Origin of the sequence: Pantoea sp. CTOTU49201 (genome assembly GCF_032054795.1) — a bacterium.
Lineage (GTDB): Bacteria > Pseudomonadota > Gammaproteobacteria > Enterobacterales > Enterobacteriaceae > Pantoea > Pantoea symbiotica.
In genome coordinates, this window is the sequence record NZ_DAMBSA010000022.1 from 1 (window position 1) to 22,422 (window position 22,422).

The following is a 22,422-nucleotide window of genomic DNA, read 5'->3' on the forward strand; positions in this document are numbered from 1 at the left end:
CGGACGCGGCGCCAGATTTGGCGTACGCAACCCGGACTGCGCCGCTTTAGCCACTTGCGCAACCGGCGCATCATTCAAACGGAACACCGCTACCGCCTGCGTTAATCGGCCGGCCTGATCTTCCAGCGAAGCCGCTGCTGAAGAGGCTTCCTCAACCAGCGAGGCGTTCTGCTGCGTCACGTTATCCATCTCGGTCACCGCCAGACTCACTTGCTGGATGCCACGGCTCTGCTCATCCGACGCGGCAGCAATCTCCGCCATAATATCCGTCACGCGACGCACCGCCTCAACAATCTCGCCCATGGTATTACCGGCTTCACCGACCTGGCGTGAACCGTTGGTAATCAAACCTACCGATTCAGCGATCAAGGTTTCAATCTCTTTAGCCGCCTGCGCACTGCGCTGTGCCAGATTACGCACTTCGCTGGCCACCACGGCAAAACCACGGCCTTGCTCACCGGCCCGCGCCGCTTCCACCGCAGCGTTCAGCGCCAGAATATTGGTCTGGAAGGCGATGCTATTGATGACGTTGGTGATCTCGGCAATCTTCTTCGAGCTGCCAGAAATGTTGGTCATGGTTTGCACCACGCCGCTCACCAGATCGCCGCCGCTGCGCGCTTTGCTGGAGGCATCGGCAGCCAACTGACTGGCGTGATGGGCATTCTCGGCGTTCTGTTTCACTGTTGCAGTGAGCTGCTCCATGCTGGCAGCAGTTTGCTCCAGCGCTGAGGCCTGCTCTTCAGTACGCGATGAGAGGTCGGTGTTACCGGCGGAGATTTCGCTGGAACCCTGATAAATCGCCACCGCACCTTCACGCACCGTGCCTACAGTACGCACCAGCGACGCCTGCATCAGTTGCAGGTTATGCAGCAAGCTACCAATCTCGCTGCGGCCATAGGCTTGCTCCGGTGCGGTCAAATCGCCTTGCGCAATACGTTCGATGCGGTCAACAGATTGGCGCAGCGGGTTAATCACCACGCGACGCAGGAACACGAAGGTCAGCAGCACTAACACTAATGCCGCGACAAATGCGATTGCCATCGCAATAAAGCCGACGCGCGATTGATGTGCCGCTGCAGCGTTAATCGCTTCGGCGCGGTCGGTACGTATTTTAATCGCCTTTAACAGCACGGCGTTATAGGCGTCATCAAGTTTGCGCGTGACGTCGGTTTCCTGCGCCACAATGCCTTCAAAGCTGCCTTGCTTAGCCGATTCAATCATCGGCTTGAGGCCTTTATCAATATAAGCATTGAAGCTGGCGGTCAGCGGTTCGTCGAGGGCAATATCCGCCGGCGTTTTCGCCTTACGATCCATATAGAGTTTAAAGCCTTCGCGCGCTTGTTTAATACGCGTCTCGGTGCGCGCTAAATCGGCACGATAACCATCCATCTCGCCAATACGCGCGGCGGCACCGGATTGCAGCACATTTAGTCGCGCAGTACGCAGATGGTTAGAACTGTTGGAGATGCCCATGCGGATTTGAATTTCTTCCGTTGCATCATTGAGTGAGTTATTACTCTGAATCAAAAAGTAGCTGGCGAGTCCAATGCACAGGGCAAAAAGCAGCAGAATGCCACCAAAGATCATACTGAACAAAGGCATCAGGCGCAGGTTCTGCCAGATGCTGAGCTTATATTGCTCATCAATCGATGCTGTTTTCATATCCTTGCTCTCATGTAGGTAGGTGTTATGAGAATAAGCATCGGCAGGCAAGGAGAAAGGATTAGGCAGGAAAGTGAGATCAAACTCGCAAAACGAGAAAGGGGCCAATCGCTGGATTGGCCCCTTTATTCACTGAAGGAAATTATCGCACGTTAACATAAATCCCTGAGGTGACATTATCAGTCAAACGTACGACATGATAAATAACCTGCTTATTATGGGTTTTAATTTTACGTTTAATATTACCTTTATGTGACGAAACGGTTTTGGCTTTAATTTGCATGTTCTCAGATATCTGAATGGTGTCATGACCTGACATCCACATTTTCAGCATATTTGATTCAGTCTGACTTAATGTCAGTGGATGCACGTCGAGCCCAGCAGAAATACGTGGCGAAGCGTTGAGTTTCTTTTGCAGGTAAGTGCCTAACAAAGAATCCAGCGTCGAAGTTTTTATCGATTTTGACGTAATAATCAGGTTCTTACGAACGTAGAGGTATTCCTCAAAATGGATATTCGAGATCGCCATGAAAATAAAGAATAAGGTGTCAGGATGCTGCATAATAATAGCACGAATACGATCGCTGGAATCAGATTCGTGAATAAAGCACTCTTCGTTGATAAACACGACGCCCGGCTTTATTTGCTCACATCTTTGTTGCAATTGGTCGATGTCAGAGACAGGAGTAATATTTTTCTTTTTAACTCCTTTCGCAGACATATAGTCAGACAAACCCAGGCGTGTGTAATTACATGAATCCATAATAATCGTTGGCATTATAGCGACCCTCACCAATTTGTTATCCGTTTAAATCAACGATGAATACGCGTTTGCGGTACGAGAGAAATTTCCAAAGACACTTTTTTATTCTGCTCGGCAGATTGGCGATAGAAATCCATGCGCCATCATGACTCTTCCCTGAACCGTGCTGCGAAGTTATTTTTTTTAGTACATCCACGTCACTCTCAGCCCAGCCATAGTAGGGATGGCTGAGGATTTGCATTAAGTGTTTAATTCGCTCTGTTTTGAGAGCCCTGTCACTATCGCGCAGATCACAGACAAATCTGATAGGACAAATCTTAAAAACATTTGTTTAGCGAAAGTATGACGCTTCAGCGAGCGTTGACAATGCCGGAAAAAAGGGATTTAGACAAGAAAAATCGCTTTGAAATTTTTTTTGTTTAAAAACAGCCCTTTGAGCATTTCATCAACCAATTCTCAAGGTTTAGCCCCTTAGGAATCGTCTGACTAAAATACGCGAAGCGCGGTTTAATAAGAATAATTTTCACCTAAAATGCGCATTTATCAGAATTTCCTCAGTTGATTTCTGGAAAAAATGGTTCGAAAAATGCACAGACTGTTTCTGGTTGCTTAACTATTACTTAAGAACGCCTACAGAATAGTTAATCAACTCGCGCGGGAAAGTTCTGACATAAACTGGGCGAGTAAATCAAAGACTTCGCTGAACAGATGTTCGCAGAAAGGAGCAAGCAGCGGCATCATCAACCCAACGCTGAGGATGCCCACCGTTAAGGTAATCGGGAAGCCAACCGCGAAAATCGATAGCTGTGGTGAAACACGGTTTAACAAACCTAGTGCCATGTTTAGCGTGAGGAGTAGAACTATTAAGGGCAGCGCTAACATCATGCCATTAAGGAAAATTAATCCGGCGGCTTTGACTAACGCCATAAAGGCATTGGCGTTGAGCGGCTGGTCGCTGATCGGCAAGGTGTGAAAACTGTCCACCAATAGCGAGATCAGCCACAGGTGTCCATTGAAGGTAAGAAACAGCAGCATTGCCAGCATATCGAGAAAACGTGCCAGCACCGGCATGTTCAGGCGGCTACCGGGATCGAAGAAGGTGGCGAAGGACAAACCCATCTGCAAACCAATCACTTCCCCCGCCATGCGCACCGCTGCAAAGGCGAACTGCATGGTCAGGCCGATGCTGATGCCAATCAGCAACTGTTGCAGCAGCAACCAAAATCCAGCGGGCGTAAATAATGTGGCTTCTACCGGCGGCAGCACCGGCAGGATGATCCAGGTGGTTAATACCGCGAGGCCAATCTTGACGCGTTTGGGAATCGATTTTTCGCTCAGCACCGGCGCGCTGGCAAACAGCGCCAGCAAACGCACCATTGGCCAGAAGAATTGTGCGACCCAATGGATCAGCTGGCTGCTGTCGAGGTTAATCATTAGCCAATGATGTACGGCAGATTGCTAAACAGCGTGCGAATGTAATCCAGCATCAGATTCAGCATCCACGGACCGGCGATCACCGCGGTAGCGGCAACGGCCAGAATCTTCGGGATAAAGGAGAGCGTTTGTTCGTTAATCTGGGTCGCGGCTTGCAGCACGCTGATGATCAAACCGCTGATCAACGCCACCAGCAACATCGGCGCGGCCATCAGCAGCGCGACGCGCATCGCTTCCTGGCCCATAACCATTACTGATTCAGGTGTCATGTTGCACTCCTCGGGAAATGTCGGGTTACGAGTAGAAACTTTGCGCCAGTGAACCCACCAGCAGCTGCCAGCCATCCACCAGCACGAACAGCATCAGCTTGAACGGCAGGGAAATAGTGGCCGGCGGCACCATCATCATTCCCAGCGCCATCAGTACGCTGGCGACCACCAGATCGATGATCAGGAACGGGATAAACACGGTGAAACCAATCTGGAAGGCGGTTTTCAGTTCGCTGGTGACATACGCCGGCAGCAGAATGCGCATCGGTACCGCTTCCGGGCCTTGAATCGGCGCGGTGTTGGCCAGACGCGCAAACAGCGCCAAATCGGCTTCGCGCGTTTGGCGCAGCATAAATTCACGCAGCGGCTGCGCACCTTTATCAATCGCGTCTGCCATGCTGATTTTGTCCTGGCTGAACGGCAGATAGGCGTCGGAGTAAATCTTGTCGAAGGTCGGCGCCATAATAAAGAAGGTCAGAAACAGCGCCAGACCGAGCAGCACCTGGTTTGGTGGCGCAGATGGCGTGCCGAGGGCGTTACGCAGTAAACCAAACACAATGATGATACGGGTGAAGCTGGTCATCATCAGCAACACGGCCGGAATAAAGGTCAGCGAGGTAATGAAAACCAGCGTCTGCACCGGCAGCGACCAGCTCTGGCCGCCATTGGCCAGCGGCTGGCTGATTAAACCTGGCAGCTGCGCATGGGCAACCGGTGCCAGCAACAGCAGCGGCAGAAGAGCAAGTAATCGACGCATCATTGTGGTTTTCCGGGACGTTTAACCAGATTCTGGAACAGCTGACGAAAATCCTGCGGGGCAGCGCTGTTATTGGCCTGTTCTTCCGGCGGCAGCGGCGGTAACGAGTGCAGATGCGTAATCTGCTGGGCGGTGACGCCCAACACCAGACGCGCATCGGCGGTATCAACAATCACCACACGCTCGCGCTGACCCACCTGCACGGTGGCGCTGACTTTCAGCGCCTGGCCGGTCACCGTTTTCGGCGCAAAGCCGAGACGTTTCGCCAGCCAGCCGCAGCCGAGAATCAGCAGAACAATCACCGCCAGCACGCTGCTGACCTGGCCTATCACCGAACCGGTTGAGACCACCGGCTGGCTCGCTACCGGTTGTTCCGCTTGCGTGTGCTTTAACATGCTTAACGGCTCAGACGACGCATACGTTCAGACGGGGTAATGATATCGGTGATGCGCACGCCATATTTGTCGTTCACTACCACCACTTCACCCTGCGCGATCAGATAACCGTTGATCAGAATATCCAGCGGTTCACCGGCCAGGCCATCCAGCGCCACCACCGAACCCTGCGTCAGACGCAGCAGTTCTTTGATGGTCATCTTGGTGCGACCCAGTTCCACGGTCAGTTTGACAGGGATATCCATAATCAGGTCGATATCCTGCAGCGAACCGCTGATGCCAGGATTCTCCAGCGATTTGAAGACATTCTCAGTCGGATCTGGCGCGCTGGTGGTGGTTTGTTCGTTCATAGCTGCAGCCCACAGATCGTCCGCGGAGATGTCGTCGTCGGACGGTTTCTTGCTGTCACTCATCGGGCTGTTCCTCGTTCAGCGAATTCAAAATCGGGTTAATCAAATGTTCTACACGCAGGGCATACTGGCCATTGATGGTGCCGTATTGGCTGGTCAGCACCGGTACGCCATCGACGTGAGCAATGATGCGGTCCGGCTTCTCAATGGGCAGGACGTCACCAGGTTTCAGCTGCAAAATACGTGACAGGCGCAGCGATGTTTCGGCGAAGTGGGCAATCAGCTCCAGCTCCGAGTGCTGCACCTGTTTCACCAGATTGTCGCGCCAGTGATTATCTTCACGGCGTGAGTTTTCCAGTGGTGGATTGACCAGCAGCTCGCGCAGCGGCTCAATCATCGAAAATGGAATACAGATATTGAATTCACCGACCAGGTTACCAATCTCCACCTGGAACGGCGTGTTAACCACGATGTCGTTCGGTGAAGTGGTGATGTTGGTGAATTTCACCTGCATCTCAGAACGCACATACTCGACTTCCAGCGGATAGATCGCTTTCCATGCGTCGCTATAACCATCCAGCGCCAGCTTCAGCATGCGGCGAATCACGCGCTGTTCGGTATGGGTAAATTCACGGCCTTCAACTTTGGTCGGAAAACGACCGTCGCCGCCAAACAGGTTATCGACAGCAATAAATACCAGGCTCGGTGAAAACACCACCAGCGCCGTGCCGCGCAGCGGCTTCAGATGGATCAGGTTCAGGTTGGTTGGCACCGGCAGGTTGCGGGCGAACTCGTGGTACGGCTGAATCTTGATCGCACCCACACTAATATCGGGGCTACGGCGCAGCAGGTTAAACAGCGCCATACGGAAATGACGGGCAAAGCGCTCGTTGATGATCTCCAGCGCCTGCAGACGCTCACGTACGACGCGACGCTGAGTATTGGGATCATAGGGACGGATGTCGCCATCGGTCCCTTTGGAACTGTTCTCTACTTCCGCGCTGTCACTGTCGCCATTAAGCAGCGCGTCAATCTCAGCCTGGGAGAGAATGCTATCGCCCATTAAATCACCTCAAAATGAAGGCGGTAAACAGCACGTCATTGACAACCTGAGCCGGTTGACCTTTTACCAGCGGCGGCGCCAGTGCCTGTTTGATCTGCTCAACCAGGGCCTGTTTGCCTTGCTCTGTTGCCAGTGCCGTCGCGCTTTGACGCGAAAGCAGTAACAGCAGACGGCTGCGCACTTCCGGCAGGTAATCGTTCAACCGACGACGGGTATCCTCATCGGGCAGACGCAGGGTGAAACCCACGTACAGCACACGGTCGGGATCGTTGTCAGGATTGACCAGGTTTACTGTAAACGTATCCATTGCAAAAAATACGGGAGCAGCCGGTGGCTCGACTTTCGCCGCGTCCGGTTGGCTGCCTTCGTGTTTATTCATCATTCGCCAGACTGCATAGCCTGCCACGCTGCAAGCGGCCAGCGTTACAATCAGTAACACCGGTAGTAGTAGTGAACGTTTGCGGCCTTTAGCTTTCGCGTTATCAGACATCTTGCAGTTACTTCCTGTGAATTATGGGCAAGCCTCTCGGCTTACCTGGACAGATTATCCCGCGTCTTAAGTCAAACAATGGGAAGAAAAGACGCGGGTTTTACGCTTACCTTCAGCGTTTAGCGGCTGTCAGGCAAAGATATCGACAGCGCCGTTACCGGCCGCGCGCGCTTGAAGGGCTGCCGGGACGGCAATAGGCGTTATCTCGTTGTCACTGTCCTGGGAGAGGGTAAAGCTGCCGTGCTGTCCGTCACGACGTCCTTCCTGCTGGCCCTGATAACTCTGGCCCTGTGCGAAGGCGTCGCTGCTGACGTTACTCTGTCCCAGGTTTATTCCGCTCTCCGCCAGCGCTGTACGCAGCTGAGGAAGAGCCGCTTCCAGCGCGGCCCTCACTTGGCTGTGGCTGGAAACCATACTTAACTGTGCCTGATCCTTATCAAGCGTCAGGCTGATCTGGATCGCGCCCAGATCCTGTGGATGTAAACGCAATTCGGCGTTCTGCTGCCCGTTGCGGCTAAACATCACAATCTGCTGACTCAGCGCCTGCTGCCACTCGCTGCTGCCGAGCTGCGCATTCAGCATGGGCGTCGACGGCGTGGTGCTGGTCGAGGCGGTGCTGCTCACCAGTGAACTGGTGGCGCTGAGCGGTGCGCTGGTTAATGGCGCTACCTGGTCATCACTGCTCTGCGCGGCGGTGCGCTCTTCCGGCTTACTCAGCGCATTCAGCACCTGCTTAAAACTCTCATCCAGCGTTAAGCCGCTGCTGTTACTGGCGCTGGTGTTGACGCTGCTGCTGGTCTGCGTGCTGCTTGCCGTTTGCGTTAAGAGCGTTCCAACATCGCTGGATTTCTTCGCTGTGCTATCTGGCTGTGCGGTTTCTTCTTTTACTGCACCTTCAAGCGAACCGCTTAACAATGCTGAATTAAGCGAAGCGCGGGTGTCAGCTTTGCCTTCGCCTGTGCCGCTACTTACCGTGGCTATGCTGTTGTGGTTCTCAACCGCCACCGGCAACATGGCGAATAACGCCTGCACATTCTGTAAGTCGCTGGCAGTTAACGAACTTGCCTCACTCTTGTCTTTATCATCGGCTGATTTCAGCGTGGCTTTAGTGTTTTCCGGTTGTAAAAGTGCGTTTAACGCATCTGGTTTATCCAGCGCCTGCAATAACGCGCTCAAAGGGGCCTTAATGACGTCTTTTTCATCAACTTCTGCTGTCAGATCAGTCGATTGCGTGTTAACAGCTTGTTGCTTTACCAGCGTCAGCAAGCGGTTGCCGAGTTCAGTAATAAATCCCTGCGGCAGGCTATCTGCGCCCTGCAAAAGATCTGATGAAACTGAACTGTCAGCGTCTCCCAAAACCGAGGTTTGCGTAGCAACTGTTGGCAGCGTAATCATTCGCCTTTCCTCAATGCGGCCCGTTGGGCAAATTCATCCATCCGTTTCTGATCGAGACGGTTTTCTTGTCGTAATGCGTTTTCCTCAGCGCGCGTAATCAGCGTTTGATAAGCATTGAGTCGCTTATGCTTTTCACGCCAGTTGCTCAGCGCGGTGTCGAGGCGCTGATTCCACTGGGAAAGCTGTTGGCGATGCTGTTCGATGGCTTTTTCCAGCGTCTGAATAAACTGGTGATAATTGGTCCAGCGCGTGCTGGCGATGCCGCCGGACATATCCTGATTGAGCTTGTTGCGATACTCATCCTGATAATCCAGCAGCATGCTGAGTTGTTCGTCGGCCTGCTGCACACCACGACGCATATCGCCGAGGTGAATCACCGCACTCTCCAGTTCCTGCTCCGCCATATCGCGCAGCTTGTTGATCGCACTGGCCGTTTTCATGACTTAACCTCGTTTGGCGTTAACCGAACATCGCCTGCAGATGCAAACAGGCATCGTCGTAGTCGCTGCGTTCGAAAATGCCCTGATGCAGGAAAGCTTCCATCTCGGGATAGAGCTTGATGGCGCGGTCCAGCATCGGATCGCTGCCTGCGGCATACGCACCCACACTCACCAGATCGCGGTTACGCTGAAAGCTGGAGAGCAACTGTTTGAACTGGCGCACGCGCGCATAGTGCGTCTCATCAATTAATGAGGTCATGGCGCGGCTGATCGACGCTTCAATATCAATCGCCGGATAGTGACCGGCTTCCGCCAGACGGCGCGACAGCACAATGTGGCCGTCAAGAATCGCACGCGCCGAGTCGGCAATCGGGTCTTGCTGATCGTCGCCTTCGGTTAAAACGGTATAAAACGCGGTGATTGAACCGCCGCCGTGCGTGCCGTTACCGGCGCGTTCCACCAGCGCGGGCAGTTTGGCGAACACCGAAGGCGGATAACCTTTGGTGGCTGGCGGCTCACCGATCGCCAGCGCGATTTCACGTTGCGCCATGGCGTAGCGGGTGAGGGAATCCATAATCAGCAGCACGTGCTGGCCGCGATCGCGGAAATCTTCGGCGATACGTGTTGCATACGCCGCGCCCTGCATACGCAGCAGCGGCGAGACGTCAGCGGGTGCGGCGATCACTACCGAACGCGCGCGGCCTTCGGCCCCGAGAATGTTTTCAATGAACTCTTTTACTTCACGACCACGTTCACCAATCAAGCCCACCACAATCACGTCGGCTTTGGTGTAACGCGCCATCATGCCGAGCAGCACGCTTTTACCGACGCCGGAACCGGCGAACAGGCCCATACGCTGACCGCGACCAACCGTAAGCAGGGCGTTGATGGCGCGCACGCCGGTATCCAGCACATCTTCTATCGGTGTACGTTGTAGCGGGTTAAACGGCGCGGTGATCAGCGGGGCGCGATAGCCGGTTTCCGGCGCGGGCAAACCATCCAGCGGTTTGCCGCTGCCGTCGAGTACGCGACCCAACAGCTCCGGGCCCAGCAGCATCTGTTTGCCGCTGTGCCCGCTGTCGCCACTGACGCGCGCATAAACGCGCGCACCCGGCAAAATGCCGTCCACTTCTTCCAGCGGCATCATTAACAGTTTCTGGCCGTTGAAGCCGACCACTTCACTCTCAACTTCAGTGATCTTGCTGCCATCGGTACGTTCAATAATGCAGGTAGCACCAAGCGGCAGTTGCAGCCCGGTGGCTTCCAGCACTAAACCGGTGGCGCGCGTCAGGCGACCGTAGCGACGCACGGTTTGCACCTGTGAAATACGATCTTCGAAGGCATCGAGTGCGCCGAGCCAGCGTGAAAGGCGTGAGGAGGTCATTACAGTGTCCCCGGAGCGGCCAGGCGGCACAGCTCCTGCCAGCGCGTTGCCACGCTCGCATCAAGGTCGCCATCTTCGGCGCTAAGCTTACAGCCGCCAGGATGCAGCGTGCTGTCGGCCAGCAAGCGCCAGCCGTGGAGATCCAGCGTAGGACCGAGCGTCTGCTCGATGCGCTGTAAATCGTCAGGATGGACGCGCAGCTGCGGTTTGCCGCTGAACATCGGTTCCTGCTGAATCAGCTGCTGGATTTGACGCAGCAGGGCGGTGCCATCCACCTGTGTGGCCTGGCCAATCACCGTGCGCGCGGCTTCCAGCGCCAGCTGCATCAGACGAGAAGCAATCACGCTGTCGAGCGCTTCCAGCGTGTGATGGAATTCGGTCACCAACTGCTGCATACGCGCCTGTAGCGGCGCTTGCTGCTGTTGCGCATCGGCTAAGCCTTGCTGGAATCCGGCGTCATAGCCGTTCTGTTGCGCTTCGGCAAAACCCTTTTGGTAGCCTTCGCTGTAGCCCTGCGTCTGCGCATCTTTGCGCATCTGCTGCTGCATACGTTCCAGCTGTTGCTGCTGTTCCGCTTCGGCGCTCAGTTCGACATCGATCTCCGGCTCCTCAAGTTGAGGCTCCGGTTCGGCACCGAACGGGCTGCCTAAATCATCAGGCTGCCAGCGCTGCCACGCGCGGGCGGAAAAGGCATCAGACATAGGTTTCCTCGCCACCACCAATTACCATCTCGCCGGATTCTGCTAAGCGGCGCACCACCAGAAGAATGGCCTTCTGTTCGTTCTCCACCGCCGACATACGTACCGGACCACGGTTGGCCAGATCGTCGCGCAGGATATCGGCCGCACGGGCAGACATGTTCTTGAGGAACTTCTCGCGCAGCGGCTGCTCGGCACCTTTCAATGCCACCAGCAACTGCTCGGATTCCACTTCCTGCAGCAGGCGCTGGATGCTGCGGTCGTCCACTTCCACCAGGTTTTCGAACAGGAACATTTCGTCGATGATCTTCTGTGCCAGCTCGCCATCGAAGTCGCGTACTGCTTCGATAACCGCTTCTTCCTGCTGGGTTTTCATCAGGTTGATAATTTCTGCTGCGGTTCTCACGCCGCCCATCTTCGCGCGCTTGAGGTTGGTACCGTCGAGCAGGTTGTTCAGCACTTCGGTCAGTTCCGCCAGCGCCGCCGGCTGGACACCGCCGAAGGTGGCGATACGCAGCATTACATCGTGGCGCAGACGCTCGTCGAACAGCGCCAGAATATCTGCCGCCTGACCACGTTTGAGGTGGACAAGGATGGTGGCGATAATCTGCGGATGCTCGTCGCGAATAAGGTCGGCGGCCGCCTGTGGCTCCATAAAGTTGAGCGTTTCCATGCCGCTGGTGGTCTCGTTTTTCTCGAGAATATCTTCCAGCAGGCTTGAGGCGCGCTCCTCGCCCAGCGCTTTGATCAGCACCGAGCGCAGGTAATCGTTGGAGTTGAGGCTCAGCGCCGCAAACTGTTCAGCATCGATTTCGAACTCGCGCAGCACTTCGGTCAGCTGCTTGTGTGAAACCTGGCGCATGTTGGCCATGGCGCCACTCAGGTGCTGAACTTCACGCTGATTGAGGTGTTTGAACACCTCCGCCGCGCGCTCTTCGCCGATGGTCATCATCAGAATGGCGCTTTTTTCTGTACCGGTCAGACTCATAGTTCTTTACTCATCCATTCGCGGATAACCAGCGCGACGACGCGCGGATCGTTTTCAGACATGTCGCGGATACGCTGGCTCATCACCTCGGCGCTCATGCGGTTAGTAGATTTACGCTCCTGATCCAGCTCGTCTTTGCTGAGCTGAACGTTAAAGGCTTCTTCTTCTTCCCTTGCGGCAGAGCGGGCTGCCAGCGCTTCCGCGGCTGCTTGTTCCTGCGCTTTCTTACGCATCAGCTGTGGACGTACCAGCTTGCGATAGAGGATGAAGGCAACCAACGCCACCAGCAGCCAGCGACCGGCAGTCATCAACTGATCGAAGAACGATTGCTGCTGCCAGAATGGCAGGTCGCCACCGGCTGGCTCGGTCATGTTGAACTGCGAGTTCACCACGTTGACGCTGTCGCCACGGGTTTGTGAATAGCCCATCGCTTCGCGGGTTAAATCTTCAATCTGCTTGATCTGCTGTTCGTTCAGCGCCACCGCTTTGCCTTTGCCGTCGTCGCGGTAGTTCACCACCACGGCAACCGACAGACGCTGCACATCGCCGACGTTCAGCTTGGTATGACGAATGGTGCGATCCAGCTCGTAGTTAACCGTGTCGTTACGCGTTGAGCTGCTCGGGCCAGAAGATTGTGCGGTGCTGGTGGTGCTGCCGTTATTCTGCGCATTGGCGTTTTGCGCGCTCGCGTTCTGACCGTTGGCATTATTAGCTGGCGGATTGGTCACCGGCGCAGTGTTGGCTGGCGCAGGCTGATTTGATAATGCGCCTGGCACGCCGCCTGGATAGGCGCTGCCATTCTGTTCGGAGTTGCTGGTCTGGCGTGAACGCACAGCGGTATTGTTTGGATTGGCGTTCGGCTGGTATTTCTCGTCAGTCTGTTCACTGCGGTCAAAGTTGATCTGCGCCGTCACCTGCGCATGCACATTGCCCTGACCGACAATCGGATTCAGGATTGCCTCGATGCGCTGCTGGAAGCGCGCTTCCACTTCAGAGGCATATTTCAGTTGCGCATCATTCAGGTCGCGACCTTCGCTATCGGAGCGGGTCAACAGACGGCCGGCCTGATCGACAACGGTAACGTTGCCCGGCGGTAAACCGGCCACGCTGCTGGAGACCATATGCTGAATGGCCTGAATCTGGCCTTCATCTAACGCGCGGCCAGGTTGCAGATTCAGCGTTACTGAAGCGGAAGGGGCTTTCTGCTCACGCACGAACAAGGTCGGTTTCGGCATCGCCAGATGCACGCGTACGCTCTTTACCGGACCGAGCGTTTCAATGGTGCGCGACAGTTCACCTTCCAGCGCACGCTGATAGTTGATCTGCTCGCTGAACTGGCTGATACCGAACTTCTCTTTGTCCATCAGTTCGAAGCCAACGTTGCCGCCTTTCGGCAGACCTTGTTGCGCCAGACGCAGACGCAGTTCATGCACTTTATCGGCGGGCACCATCAGTGCTCCACCGTTATCGGCGAACTGGTAAGGGATATTCATTTGCGTCAGTTGAGTGACAATCGCGCCGCCATCCTCGTCGGAGAGGTTGTTATAAAGGACGCGATAGTCTGGCGCTTTTGCCCACAGCACCAACGCAAACACCACTGCGATAACCGCAGCGGCAGCAATAATTAAAGGAATTCGCGGATTGGCGCGCAGGCGGGCGAAAAGGTCACTGAAGCCTTTCTTTGCTGTCTCTGGTGTAGCGGCTGCACTCGCATTCATGACCGATTCCTGCCTGAAATTATTGATCGGGTGTGGTGTTGTGGTGACAAAACGTACTCCCTGAAGACTTCTCCCCTAAAACCGGGAGAGGAGAAAAATTAAATTCCACTTATTGGCAGGCATTATTTGATGATTCGGGTCACATCGATGGGTGGATAAGCCGGGTTTTTTGCGGTCATTTAGCGCCTTTGTCCTATTGACAGTGTGTTAACTTTCTCATCGTGAAAATTTAATCACTTCTTCATTAGGGGTCAGGCAATGTCAATTCAGGCGATTGAGGGTGTGCTGCAGCAGCTGCAGATGACATCTCTGCAGGCCAGCGGTAAGCAGGCGGAATCAACCAATCAGGTCGATTTTAGTGCCACCATGAAAGCAGCACTCGACAAGATCAGCGAAACCCAGACAACAGCGCGCGCGCAGGCGCAGGATTTTGAAATGGGTAAACCCGGCATTCAGTTAAATGATGTGATGGTCGATCTGCAAAAATCCTCTATTTCCATGCAGATGGGCGTGCAGGTGCGTAACAAACTGGTGTCAGCGTATACCGATATTATGAGTATGCAGGTGTAGTTTCTTTCGAGTTTCTATTGGGTATTTCTTTCGGGTATAGTTCAGCGCGGTGATGGTTTTATCTCAGGCGGGAAGGTCGCTGCATCACAGTGAATACACCGCCCAACGCGCTGCCTTATTTTGAGAAGAGGATTCTCACGTGAAGAAAACCCTGCTGTTTTTAATCGCCATCGTTCTGCTCTCAGGATGTGACAAGGATGACGCGACCTATTACCCGCAAATGAAAAACTTTGCCTATCTGTATCAATTCGAAGCGCTGCCTGGAAAAGTCAAAAATACCCATCAAACGCTGTTCACCGCCGATGGCCAGCAAATCTTCGAAGTGAGCGTCGATTTCGACCGCAACGGCTGCCCAACGCATGTTAAATCGGTGGGCAAAGAGGGCGAAGTGATTGAGGTTGCGCGCGATGGCGACGAATTAAAAGGCAGCGAAAACGGTCAGGACGTGGTGGTGACGCTGGATAAAAACTGCGCCATGGTGAAGAAAGTCACGCCCAGCATGACGGTAGATATTGCCTACAACAAACAGGGTTTGGTGGAGCAGATCTCATCGCCTGCTTCCGATGCAGCGTTTCACCTCGCCTATAATAGCGCGGGTGAAATGGCGGTATTGAGTATTACTCAGGCCGGAACGGAAGTGTCGCGTGCTACTGCAGTGCGGGCAGAAGATAAGAAAAAGATTTCTGACGTGGTCACCACGGTGAAGCGTAATGACCAGATTAAAACCGTTAGCAATGTCTGCAAATATAAAAACGATGTTCCCTATTATTGCGACATTATTACCACCAACGCGGCGGGCGAGGTGGTTGATAAGCAGTATGGCAATATCGAGGTGACGTATTATTAGTTGCAGGGTCGCCATTTATGGCGACCGCCACACTATTTAATCTCGGGCCACGCCACCGCCGGGAATCCATTCAACAGCGGATGCGCAAACAGGAAACCCTGGAACTGGCTAATGCCCGCCGCTTCCAGCCACATCCACTCTTCGGCTTGTTCCACACCTTCGGCAATTACCGCGATTTCCAGCGATGCGCAGCATTTAATGATGGCGTGCATGATCGCCTGCTTCGGGCCGCTTTTATGCACATCGCGGATAATCTCGCGATCGATTTTGATTTTGTCCGGCTGGAATTTCGATAACAGCGACAAGCCAGCAAAACCGGCACCAAAATCGTCCAGCGCCAGGCTAATCCCCGCGGCTTTCAACTTTCTCACTTCGGCAGCAAATTCATCCGAGCGCGAAATGATCTCATTTTCGGTCACTTCGACGATCACCTGCTGCGGCACCAGCCCGCTGGCTTTGATCTCCGCCAGCAGGAAATCCACCGCGTTTGGCACCGTCACCAGCGACATCGGTAGCAGATTGATAGATAAGCGATGCTCGCCAATGCCCAGTTTGCTCGCCACGTTAAACGCCAGGCGTTTCGACTGAATATCCGCGTGATAAATCGCCTCACCACCAAACGCAGAGAAATATTCTTCCGGCGAGCCGCCGTTCGGCGTGCGAATCAGCGCTTCAAGTGAAGTCACGCGGCGTGCGAAGGGATCGATAATCGGCTGAAAGGCAAAGCGGCAATCCTGCACGCTCTGATCAAGGTCATCCAGCTCATTCAGCCATTCATCATCGGGAATAAATTCCCATGTGCTGGCGGGTGGGATCTCAAAGTAGTTCTCTTTGTCGCGCGCCACCACGAAAGTGCGCAAAAACTGCAGTGCGCGATCTTTGTAGGTGAGCTGATAACGCGAGGTGCCTTTATCCAGCACCGCTTGCAGCACAGTGTCTTTGTCATGCTCGCGCAGATCGAACAGCTCCATGCCGACTTTGCCAAAACGGCGTTCTGGCGCGAAGTCGTGCATCAACTCCACCAGATTGTGGTGACGTGCGTCCTGACAAATACGCTGATAGATGCCCTGAACCGCATCGCGCGGGCCTTCCAGCAGTTGGAAGAAGTGCAGGCCGTCGAACAGCAGGATGCCGGTGACATCCGAGTTTTTGTTTTTACGATTGGCTTTGGCAACCATATCTTCGAGCGTTTTGATCGGCACATGGTCGTGCAGGTGGCTGCGATAAAGGATGGTGGTGAGCATGGCGATTGTCCGGCTAATTTATAATTTTGCGGCTAGATTAACAGGCTTACAGCGGGGTCTGTCCATAGCTTCCCGCGCTCAGCCTAAACTTTTTTTAAAATAATGGTTTAAGCGCAGCGGCTAGCCGCTTCGGTAACGTCTCAACTCCATTAACGTGCCGATGATTTGCAGCGAAATTTCCTCAGAATGCAGCTGAGGAAAATCATCATTGAGCGCGCGCAATGTGAAGATTTTCTCATCCTGCTGCTGCGTTTGCAGACGATAAATTCGCACCAGCGCCGCGCCATCGACCAGCGCCAAAACCACATCGCCAGGCTGTGGCTGAACGTCTGGATCAAAGATCACACTGTCACCGGGCCGGTAATCCGGCTGCATCGCGTGGTCTTCCACCGTGACCGCCAGCGCGCCATCGCCCAATTGACTTTCACTGTAGAGAAAGCGCGTTGCCTGCTGTTTCAGTAACAACCGCTGCTCGCCCAACCACATTGACGCTTGCGCCAGGCTAATCAATGGCACCGCCATAACCGGCGCGGCTTTGGCGTGGGTGGAAAACACTTCGCCGTCCCCATCAATAATCCACGCCGCTGTGCATTGCAGCCACTCCGCGAGCCGCAATAAGTTCTCGCCGCGCGGTACGGTTTCCTCTTTTTCCCATTGTGATACAGCCACATGCGATACACCGATGCTCTTCGCCAGCGCCTGCTGCGTTAACTGTAGTGCTTTACGTCGTGCCCGGATGCGCTCACCGGAAGATTCTTTTTTCATCATCTTGACATCTCCTGAAGGAACGACTTAAGTATACTTAAATTCATAAGTTAAAGTAAACTTAAATTCAGGCGTTGACCGCGAAGCTGGCAAGGGTGGTCAGCGTGCTTATGGGGCACAACCCTTGCCAGGGGTGAGAGGTAAAGCATGGAAAGTAGTTTAGTCACCAGCGTAGGTGCGTTGCTTCTCGGCGGCGGCGCAGCAGCTGTGTTCTGGAAACCGTTAATGGCGGGTATCGCCGCTATCGTCACCAGCAATCGTGCCGGCGGGGAGATCATCACCAGCTACAAAGAACAGGTGATGCTGCTCAAAGAAGGTCATGCCTTGATGCGTCAGGAAAACGATGAGTTGCGCGTCCGACACGACAAAAACCTGCGGCGAATCTCTTCGCTGGAAACCGATCTGCGGCTGATCAAAAACGCCCTGAGTATTTTACTGGCGACCACCGAAACCGAGCATAGCGATAAGTTTCGCAGCCAGGTTAATCAACTGATTACCACTCTGGAGGAGAGTCGTGATGATGCAGATAAACAGTGAGTACGTAGTGAAAAACCATCGACGCCAACTGTTCTTCGGCGGCTTTCTGCTGATGCTGTCGCTGATGTGCGTGGCGATGACGGTGTTGTTTCTGTTTGTGAGTAACAGCGCCAATCAGCGCGTCGAGGAGATTCGACAGCAATATCGAACGATCTCAGAACGACGTGAAGCGCGCGTGGCGGAACTCACCAGCCAGTTGGTGGCGCTACAGAACAAACTCGATGGGATAGCGAAGCACCCAATCAGCAATCCGGCTGATAAGGGGAAACCGGCTGAAGGAGATAAATCGCCACCTCAACCCAAGCGTTAAGGAGGGCACCATGCGAATCACCACGTGGATTGCAGCCACGCTTACCCGACTGCGATCTTTATTCAGTAAGAAGGAGAGCATTATGAGCGATCAAACTGTTATCAATCCAACCACCACCATCGCATCGTCACCTGCGGAAGATTTCGCCAACGAAGTGGCTACGCCAGTCGCGGCGTCAGCGCCAGCCGCAGTTGCAGCGGTACCTGAAGCGGCACCGGCTGTTACATCTGAGACGATAACACCTGCGCCTGTGGAGGCTGCGCCCGTTGCTGCAGCCGAGGTTGCGCCGCCCAGCGTACCGGAAGCCGCTGCTCCCATTGCAGCCGAAGCGCCGCCCGCCGTTGCAGCGGCGACGCAGAGCCATGACGCAAGTGAGGCATTCTCAGAAGGCGTGAAGGATTTCGGCCGCGCGTTTAACTTTGTCGAGCAGGGCGTGATCAAACTGGGTGATGCCGCGAAGGATGAACTGATTGAACTGGCGAGGAAGTATCTGTAATGCCTGACGACGGACCATCGGGGACCGGGATGTCCCCTGTTTACTCACAGGTTTTAGTCACTTCCGATTATTCCTAAGGCAGCTTCGATATTTTGCACTATCTTTAATCCTTCAAGCGTTATTTAAATCGTCTTATTAAGCGAAAAGGAAGATAGCATGAGTGATACAGAAACTGTAAAAACCAAAACTGACTACCTGCGTGATGTCACCTCCCAGCTTAAAGAGATGCGCCACTACGCGCAGACCAACACTGAGACGCTGTCTGCCCACTGGCTGGCTTTTGATGCGGGTGAGTATAAAGACACAGAATATGCGGGACGCTTCGATACCTTGCTGAACAAACAGGGCAAGCTACTGGATGACATTGATGAGGCGATTCAGGATCTGGAAATCGCCATCAACCATGCTGAGCAGGAGAGCTAAGCCTCTAACGCACTGGTGGCCTAATCGGCCACCAGCCACATTTCTGCCTCATCGAACATCTCTTCAACAATCCGCGCAACTGTCGCTTTATCGTTCTTACTCAAATCGGTATCTATCGCGTTACGTTCCATTGGTTTGACGCGCACCTCAATATCGGGAAAGACGCGCTGTACACGCTTTTCCAACTCCTGCAAAATCATCTCACGTGCGCCCGGTAATCCGGCCACGTTGCGCTTATCGTAAATCAACTCCACAAACATCAGGGCGTTCCATTCATTGGATCGGGTGCGATATAGTACTGTAAATAAAAACAGGGGTAAACATGCGCCAACTGGTTATCGATATCTTATTGAAAATGGCAAAAATGGATGTGGAAGCAAAAGAGCTGGTGGCGCAGGTTGAGGCGCAGTCACTGCTGATTGCGGCACTGCTGATTCAGGCGAAAGAGGATAATACGCTGACCATTTCCGATACGGTGCAGGATGCAATTGTCACTGCATCGCGTGCGTCGCAGGATTTTTTACAGTCGGATGTGGATCTGCTGCTTACCCACGTTAATCGTCTACTGGCGGTGGCAAGTTATATCGAAGTGAAAGGGATCGAGCGGGAAGGGTAGAAAAAATATGACCTCTGGAAGTGGAAATCCAGCAACACTTCCAGAGGCGGTGCAACAGCACCATTCGTTCAAGGACAATCTACGACTTACGTCGTGATGAGTAAGTTATACAAGTTCGATCGACTTGTACAACTTTTTCCTGAACAATTTGTGTGGTTGGAGATGTATCTTTGATGCATTTTCAATGCGTTGCACTTAAAGCTCGTTCTTGATACAGAACTCTTCCCACGTCATTCCTAACGCTTCCGCGTGAGATTTCAGATACTTTTCAATGGCATCCGCGGCGACGGCTTTGTCGGGTTCTGCCAGCTGAATGGAAAACAGCATGCCGTCCAGCTTCTTCTGACGCAAAAATGCAGCATAAATACGTTCAGCATGCCAGGCGCGTAATTGCGCCAGCGACAGGTTCGCCTGGCGTGCATCGCTTTCGGTCAGTTCATCCAGTGCGGATTGGAAATCGGGGTGGGCGGCGAAAAACATGGTGCGTGCCTGAGCGTAATACTCTTCTGGGGTTTTCATTCGGTGTTCCTGCATATCAACTTGCGCGTTAGTGTAACGCGCGTAAGCTGCGTTGTCAGGATTCCGCTGTTGGATCGATATTCATGGCAACCAGGTGCGCATTAATGCGCACCCTACAGGTTTCGTAGGGTCGCCATTCATGGCGACCTGGCGCGCGCGTCATTCGTACAACATCAATGCAACTGCTGATAAATCCGCGCGACGTCCTGCTGATTCTTCTCAAGCGTCTCATCCAGCGTCAGTTTGCCGCTCAGCATATCCGCCAGATTTTGCCCGACGGCGTTACCCATCTGGTCAAATCCGGGGATGCTCAAGTACTGCACGCCCTGATAAGGCACCGGATTGAGCGTGGGTTGCTCGACGGTAGCCGAATCAATCGCCGCACGTACCTGCGCCGCATACGGCGCCAGACGCTGATAGCTCGCCTGCTGATAAGTGGAGTTGCGGCTGCCCGGCGGCACCGCGCCCCAGCCGACGGTATCGGCCACTTGCTGGATGTACTGTTTTGACGTCGCCCAGCTAATAAAGGCTATCGCCGCCTCACGGTTCGGCGTGTTGGCCGGTACCGCCAGCGCCCACGACCATAACCAGTTCGAACCATTACGCGTGATGCCGCCCGGCGCAGGCGCAAAGGCCAGCTTATCGGCGACTAATGAGATCTGCGGATTAACCAACAAACCGGCTGCTACCGTGCTGTCGATCCACATCGCGCACTTGCCTTGCGCGGTCAGGCGCAAAATCTGGCCAAAACTGTTTTTCACTGTGTCCGGCGGTCCATCCTGCTTCACCACCTGCAGATAATCACCCAGCGCCTCGCGCCACTCCGGCGAATTGAGCGTCGGCTGCCAGTTTTCATCGAACCACTGCGCGCCATAGGCGTTCGCCATGGTGGTCATGAACGCCACGTTATCGCCCCAGCCAGGCTGGCCGCGCAGGCACAGGCCATAAATGCCTTTTTGCGCATCGGTGAGCTTGGCGGCGAAGTTCTTGATATCTGTCCAGTCAGGATTATCCGGCATGGTTAACCCTTTCTGCGCAAACAGATCTTTACGGTAGTAGGTCATGCTGCTTTCACCGTAGAACGGCAGGGCGTAGAGCGTTTGCTGGAACGATAGGGCTTTGCGCACCGGCGCGATGAGATCATCGCTGTCGTAATCGGCGGGCAGCTTATTCAGCGGTGCCAGCCAGCCTTTTTCGCCCCACAGCGGCGCTTCATAGGTGCCGACGGTGATGACATCGAACTGTGCCTGACCGCTGTTCATCGCCGACAGCACCGCCTGACGCAGTGCGCCATCGTCCATCACATGCCATTGCAGTTTGACGTCCGGATGCTCCTGTTCGTAGCGCGTGGCGAGCTGCTGCATGATGGTCATATCGCCGTTAGCGATGGTGGCGATATTCAGCGTGGTCGCCGCGTGGCTTAGCAGCGGCGTGGCGAGCAACATCGCGAGAAGTTTACGCATCATGTTGCTCCTTAACGCTGTTGCAGGCGGAAGAAGGCCATCTTCTCCACCAGCAATCCGGCATGTTCGCTGACAGTCTGGCTGGCGGCGCTGGCTTCCTGCACCAGCGAGGCGTTTTGCTGCGTCGCACCATCCATCTGAATTACTGCTGTATTCACCTGCTCAATACCGCTGGATTGCTGGCGGCTGGCCACGGCGATTTCACCGACAATATCCACCACGCGCGCCACGCCCAGATTGATGTCATTGAGCATCGCGCCAGAACGCTGCACTAGCGCGCTGCCGGCTTCCACTTTACCGACGCTGGCATCGATCAAGGCTTTGATCTCGTGCGCGGCTCCGGCGGATCGCTGTGCCAGCTGGCGCACTTCGGACGCCACTACGGCAAAGCCGCGCCCCTGTTCACCTGCGCGCGCCGCTTCTACTGCTGCGTTGAGCGCCAGCAGGTTAGTCTGGAAGGCGATCTCATCGATCACCCGGTTGATATCGGCGATGCGTTTGCTGGAGGATTCGATCTCCTCCATCGCGCTGACCGCATCACGCAATACGCTGCTGCCGCGTTCGGCCTGATGACGCACATCGGTGGCCAGTTCGTTGGCCTGCGCCGCGTTATCGGCGTTATGTTTCACCGTGGCGGTCATCTGCTCCATGCTGGCAGCGGTTTGCTCCAGCGAGCTGGCCTGCGAATGGGTGCGTTCAGAGAGATCATCATTGCCGTCGGCCATCTGCCGCGCCGCATCACTCAGTGCGCTGGCACTTTCGCCCACTTCACGCACGATCTCCGCCAGACGCACATCCATGCGCAGCAGCGACTGCATCAGTTCGC

28 protein-coding genes are annotated in these 22,422 nt (G+C 54.4%); 7 read left to right on the top strand and 21 right to left on the bottom strand.

Features of this window, described 5'->3' with window-relative positions:
* The 15 genes from RTY00_RS03040 to fliF form a co-directional block, all read right to left on the bottom strand.
* On the bottom strand, positions 1-1,662 hold a 1,662-nt coding region (locus RTY00_RS03040), incomplete at its 3' end, for a methyl-accepting chemotaxis protein (protein WP_312663354.1).
* A gap of 142 nt (positions 1,663-1,804) precedes the next feature.
* Positions 1,805-2,440 carry a transcriptional regulator RcsA gene (rcsA, locus tag RTY00_RS03045; protein ID WP_008105413.1) on the bottom strand — a complete coding sequence of 212 codons (636 nt, stop codon included), beginning with the start codon at positions 2,438-2,440 and terminating at the stop codon, positions 1,805-1,807.
* 630 nt (positions 2,441-3,070) lie between these two features.
* Positions 3,071-3,859, bottom strand: a complete 789-nt coding sequence (gene fliR / locus RTY00_RS03050; RefSeq protein WP_008105410.1) for a flagellar biosynthetic protein FliR — start codon at positions 3,857-3,859, stop codon at positions 3,071-3,073.
* Complete coding sequence (fliQ, locus tag RTY00_RS03055; RefSeq protein WP_008105408.1) at positions 3,859-4,128, bottom strand: flagellar biosynthesis protein FliQ; 270 nt, start codon at positions 4,126-4,128, stop codon at positions 3,859-3,861. Before fliQ ends, fliR begins: the two co-directional genes overlap by 1 nt.
* A 25-nt stretch (positions 4,129-4,153) precedes the next feature.
* Positions 4,154-4,885, bottom strand: a complete 732-nt coding sequence (fliP, locus tag RTY00_RS03060; RefSeq protein WP_036648594.1) for a flagellar type III secretion system pore protein FliP — start codon at positions 4,883-4,885, stop codon at positions 4,154-4,156.
* The gene (gene fliO, locus RTY00_RS03065; RefSeq protein ID WP_154157384.1) at positions 4,885-5,280 is read right to left on the bottom strand and encodes a flagellar biosynthetic protein FliO; all 396 of its coding nucleotides are present in this window, start codon (positions 5,278-5,280) and stop codon (positions 4,885-4,887) included. The genes fliP and fliO overlap by 1 nt, the downstream gene beginning before the upstream one ends.
* Positions 5,281-5,282: 2 nt before the next feature.
* Positions 5,283-5,693: a flagellar motor switch protein FliN gene (gene fliN, locus RTY00_RS03070; RefSeq protein WP_008105402.1), complete on the bottom strand. Its 411-nt coding sequence runs from the start codon at positions 5,691-5,693 to the stop codon at positions 5,283-5,285.
* Positions 5,686-6,693 (bottom strand): flagellar motor switch protein FliM, encoded by a 1,008-nt coding sequence (fliM, locus tag RTY00_RS03075; RefSeq protein WP_008105401.1) that lies wholly within the window; start codon positions 6,691-6,693, stop codon positions 5,686-5,688. The genes fliN and fliM overlap by 8 nt, the downstream gene beginning before the upstream one ends.
* Before the next feature lie 4 nt (positions 6,694-6,697).
* A complete protein-coding gene (fliL, locus tag RTY00_RS03080; RefSeq protein ID WP_176970358.1) occupies positions 6,698-7,183 on the bottom strand; it encodes a flagellar basal body-associated protein FliL in 486 nt (161 codons plus the stop codon).
* Between the two features lie 129 nt (positions 7,184-7,312).
* Positions 7,313-8,578, bottom strand: a complete 1,266-nt coding sequence (locus tag RTY00_RS03085; protein WP_312663359.1) for a flagellar hook-length control protein FliK — start codon at positions 8,576-8,578, stop codon at positions 7,313-7,315.
* Positions 8,575-9,018, bottom strand: a complete 444-nt coding sequence (gene fliJ, locus RTY00_RS03090; protein WP_008105396.1) for a flagellar export protein FliJ — start codon at positions 9,016-9,018, stop codon at positions 8,575-8,577. Before fliJ ends, RTY00_RS03085 begins: the two co-directional genes overlap by 4 nt.
* 19 nt (positions 9,019-9,037) lie before the next feature.
* Positions 9,038-10,402 (bottom strand): flagellar protein export ATPase FliI, encoded by a 1,365-nt coding sequence (fliI, locus tag RTY00_RS03095; RefSeq protein ID WP_176970360.1) that lies wholly within the window; start codon positions 10,400-10,402, stop codon positions 9,038-9,040.
* Positions 10,402-11,103 carry a flagellar assembly protein FliH gene (fliH, locus tag RTY00_RS03100; protein ID WP_137386041.1) on the bottom strand — a complete coding sequence of 234 codons (702 nt, stop codon included), beginning with the start codon at positions 11,101-11,103 and terminating at the stop codon, positions 10,402-10,404. Before fliH ends, fliI begins: the two co-directional genes overlap by 1 nt.
* A complete protein-coding gene (gene fliG / locus RTY00_RS03105; protein ID WP_176970362.1) occupies positions 11,096-12,088 on the bottom strand; it encodes a flagellar motor switch protein FliG in 993 nt (330 codons plus the stop codon). The genes fliH and fliG overlap by 8 nt, the downstream gene beginning before the upstream one ends.
* The gene (fliF, locus tag RTY00_RS03110; RefSeq protein ID WP_312663362.1) at positions 12,085-13,806 is read right to left on the bottom strand and encodes a flagellar basal-body MS-ring/collar protein FliF; all 1,722 of its coding nucleotides are present in this window, start codon (positions 13,804-13,806) and stop codon (positions 12,085-12,087) included. Before fliF ends, fliG begins: the two co-directional genes overlap by 4 nt.
* Before the next feature lie 258 nt (positions 13,807-14,064).
* Between fliF and fliE the strand changes: the two genes are divergently transcribed.
* Both fliE and RTY00_RS03120 read left to right on the top strand, forming a co-directional pair.
* Positions 14,065-14,376 (top strand): flagellar hook-basal body complex protein FliE, encoded by a 312-nt coding sequence (gene fliE / locus RTY00_RS03115; RefSeq protein WP_008105389.1) that lies wholly within the window; start codon positions 14,065-14,067, stop codon positions 14,374-14,376.
* Between the two features lie 139 nt (positions 14,377-14,515).
* Positions 14,516-15,223, top strand: a complete 708-nt coding sequence (locus RTY00_RS03120; protein ID WP_312663364.1) for a YnfC family lipoprotein — start codon at positions 14,516-14,518, stop codon at positions 15,221-15,223.
* A 32-nt stretch (positions 15,224-15,255) separates the two neighbouring features.
* Here the strand turns inward: RTY00_RS03120 and RTY00_RS03125 are convergent, their stop codons facing one another.
* Both RTY00_RS03125 and RTY00_RS03130 read right to left on the bottom strand, forming a co-directional pair.
* Positions 15,256-16,467, bottom strand: coding sequence for a diguanylate phosphodiesterase (locus RTY00_RS03125; protein WP_008105386.1), 1,212 nt, complete (start codon positions 16,465-16,467; stop codon positions 15,256-15,258).
* Positions 16,468-16,587: 120 nt separating this feature from the next.
* Entirely contained in the window at positions 16,588-17,235 is a 648-nt protein-coding gene (locus RTY00_RS03130) for a S24 family peptidase (protein WP_312663366.1), read from the bottom strand.
* Positions 17,236-17,379: 144 nt separating this feature from the next.
* On the opposite strand from RTY00_RS03130, the gene RTY00_RS03135 reads away from it, so the two are divergent.
* From RTY00_RS03135 to RTY00_RS03150, 4 genes are all read left to right on the top strand, one after another.
* On the top strand, positions 17,380-17,769 hold the full coding sequence (locus tag RTY00_RS03135) for a hypothetical protein (protein ID WP_008105381.1): 390 nt from the start codon (positions 17,380-17,382) through the stop codon (positions 17,767-17,769).
* Positions 17,750-18,079: a hypothetical protein gene (locus tag RTY00_RS03140; RefSeq protein WP_179450302.1), complete on the top strand. Its 330-nt coding sequence runs from the start codon at positions 17,750-17,752 to the stop codon at positions 18,077-18,079. The genes RTY00_RS03135 and RTY00_RS03140 overlap by 20 nt, the downstream gene beginning before the upstream one ends.
* 82 nt (positions 18,080-18,161) lie before the next feature.
* Complete coding sequence (locus RTY00_RS03145) at positions 18,162-18,575, top strand: hypothetical protein (protein ID WP_312663367.1); 414 nt, start codon at positions 18,162-18,164, stop codon at positions 18,573-18,575.
* Positions 18,576-18,731: 156 nt separating this feature from the next.
* Complete coding sequence (locus tag RTY00_RS03150) at positions 18,732-18,998, top strand: hypothetical protein (protein ID WP_008105375.1); 267 nt, start codon at positions 18,732-18,734, stop codon at positions 18,996-18,998.
* A 20-nt stretch (positions 18,999-19,018) separates the two neighbouring features.
* Here the strand turns inward: RTY00_RS03150 and RTY00_RS03155 are convergent, their stop codons facing one another.
* Positions 19,019-19,258, bottom strand: a complete 240-nt coding sequence (locus RTY00_RS03155; RefSeq protein WP_008105373.1) for a DinI-like family protein — start codon at positions 19,256-19,258, stop codon at positions 19,019-19,021.
* Positions 19,259-19,320: 62 nt separating this feature from the next.
* Between RTY00_RS03155 and iraP the strand changes: the two genes are divergently transcribed.
* Entirely contained in the window at positions 19,321-19,614 is a 294-nt protein-coding gene (iraP, locus tag RTY00_RS03160) for an anti-adapter protein IraP (RefSeq protein WP_008105371.1), read from the top strand.
* A 195-nt stretch (positions 19,615-19,809) separates the two neighbouring features.
* Here the strand turns inward: iraP and RTY00_RS03165 are convergent, their stop codons facing one another.
* From RTY00_RS03165 to RTY00_RS03175, 3 genes are all read right to left on the bottom strand, one after another.
* A complete protein-coding gene (locus tag RTY00_RS03165; RefSeq protein ID WP_008105368.1) occupies positions 19,810-20,133 on the bottom strand; it encodes a DUF6388 family protein in 324 nt (107 codons plus the stop codon).
* Positions 20,134-20,306: 173 nt separating this feature from the next.
* Entirely contained in the window at positions 20,307-21,596 is a 1,290-nt protein-coding gene (locus RTY00_RS03170; protein ID WP_312663368.1) for a sugar ABC transporter substrate-binding protein, read from the bottom strand.
* A gap of 11 nt (positions 21,597-21,607) precedes the next feature.
* Positions 21,608-22,422, bottom strand: an 815-nt coding sequence (locus RTY00_RS03175) for a methyl-accepting chemotaxis protein (RefSeq protein WP_312663369.1), incomplete at its 5' end; no start/stop codon positions are given.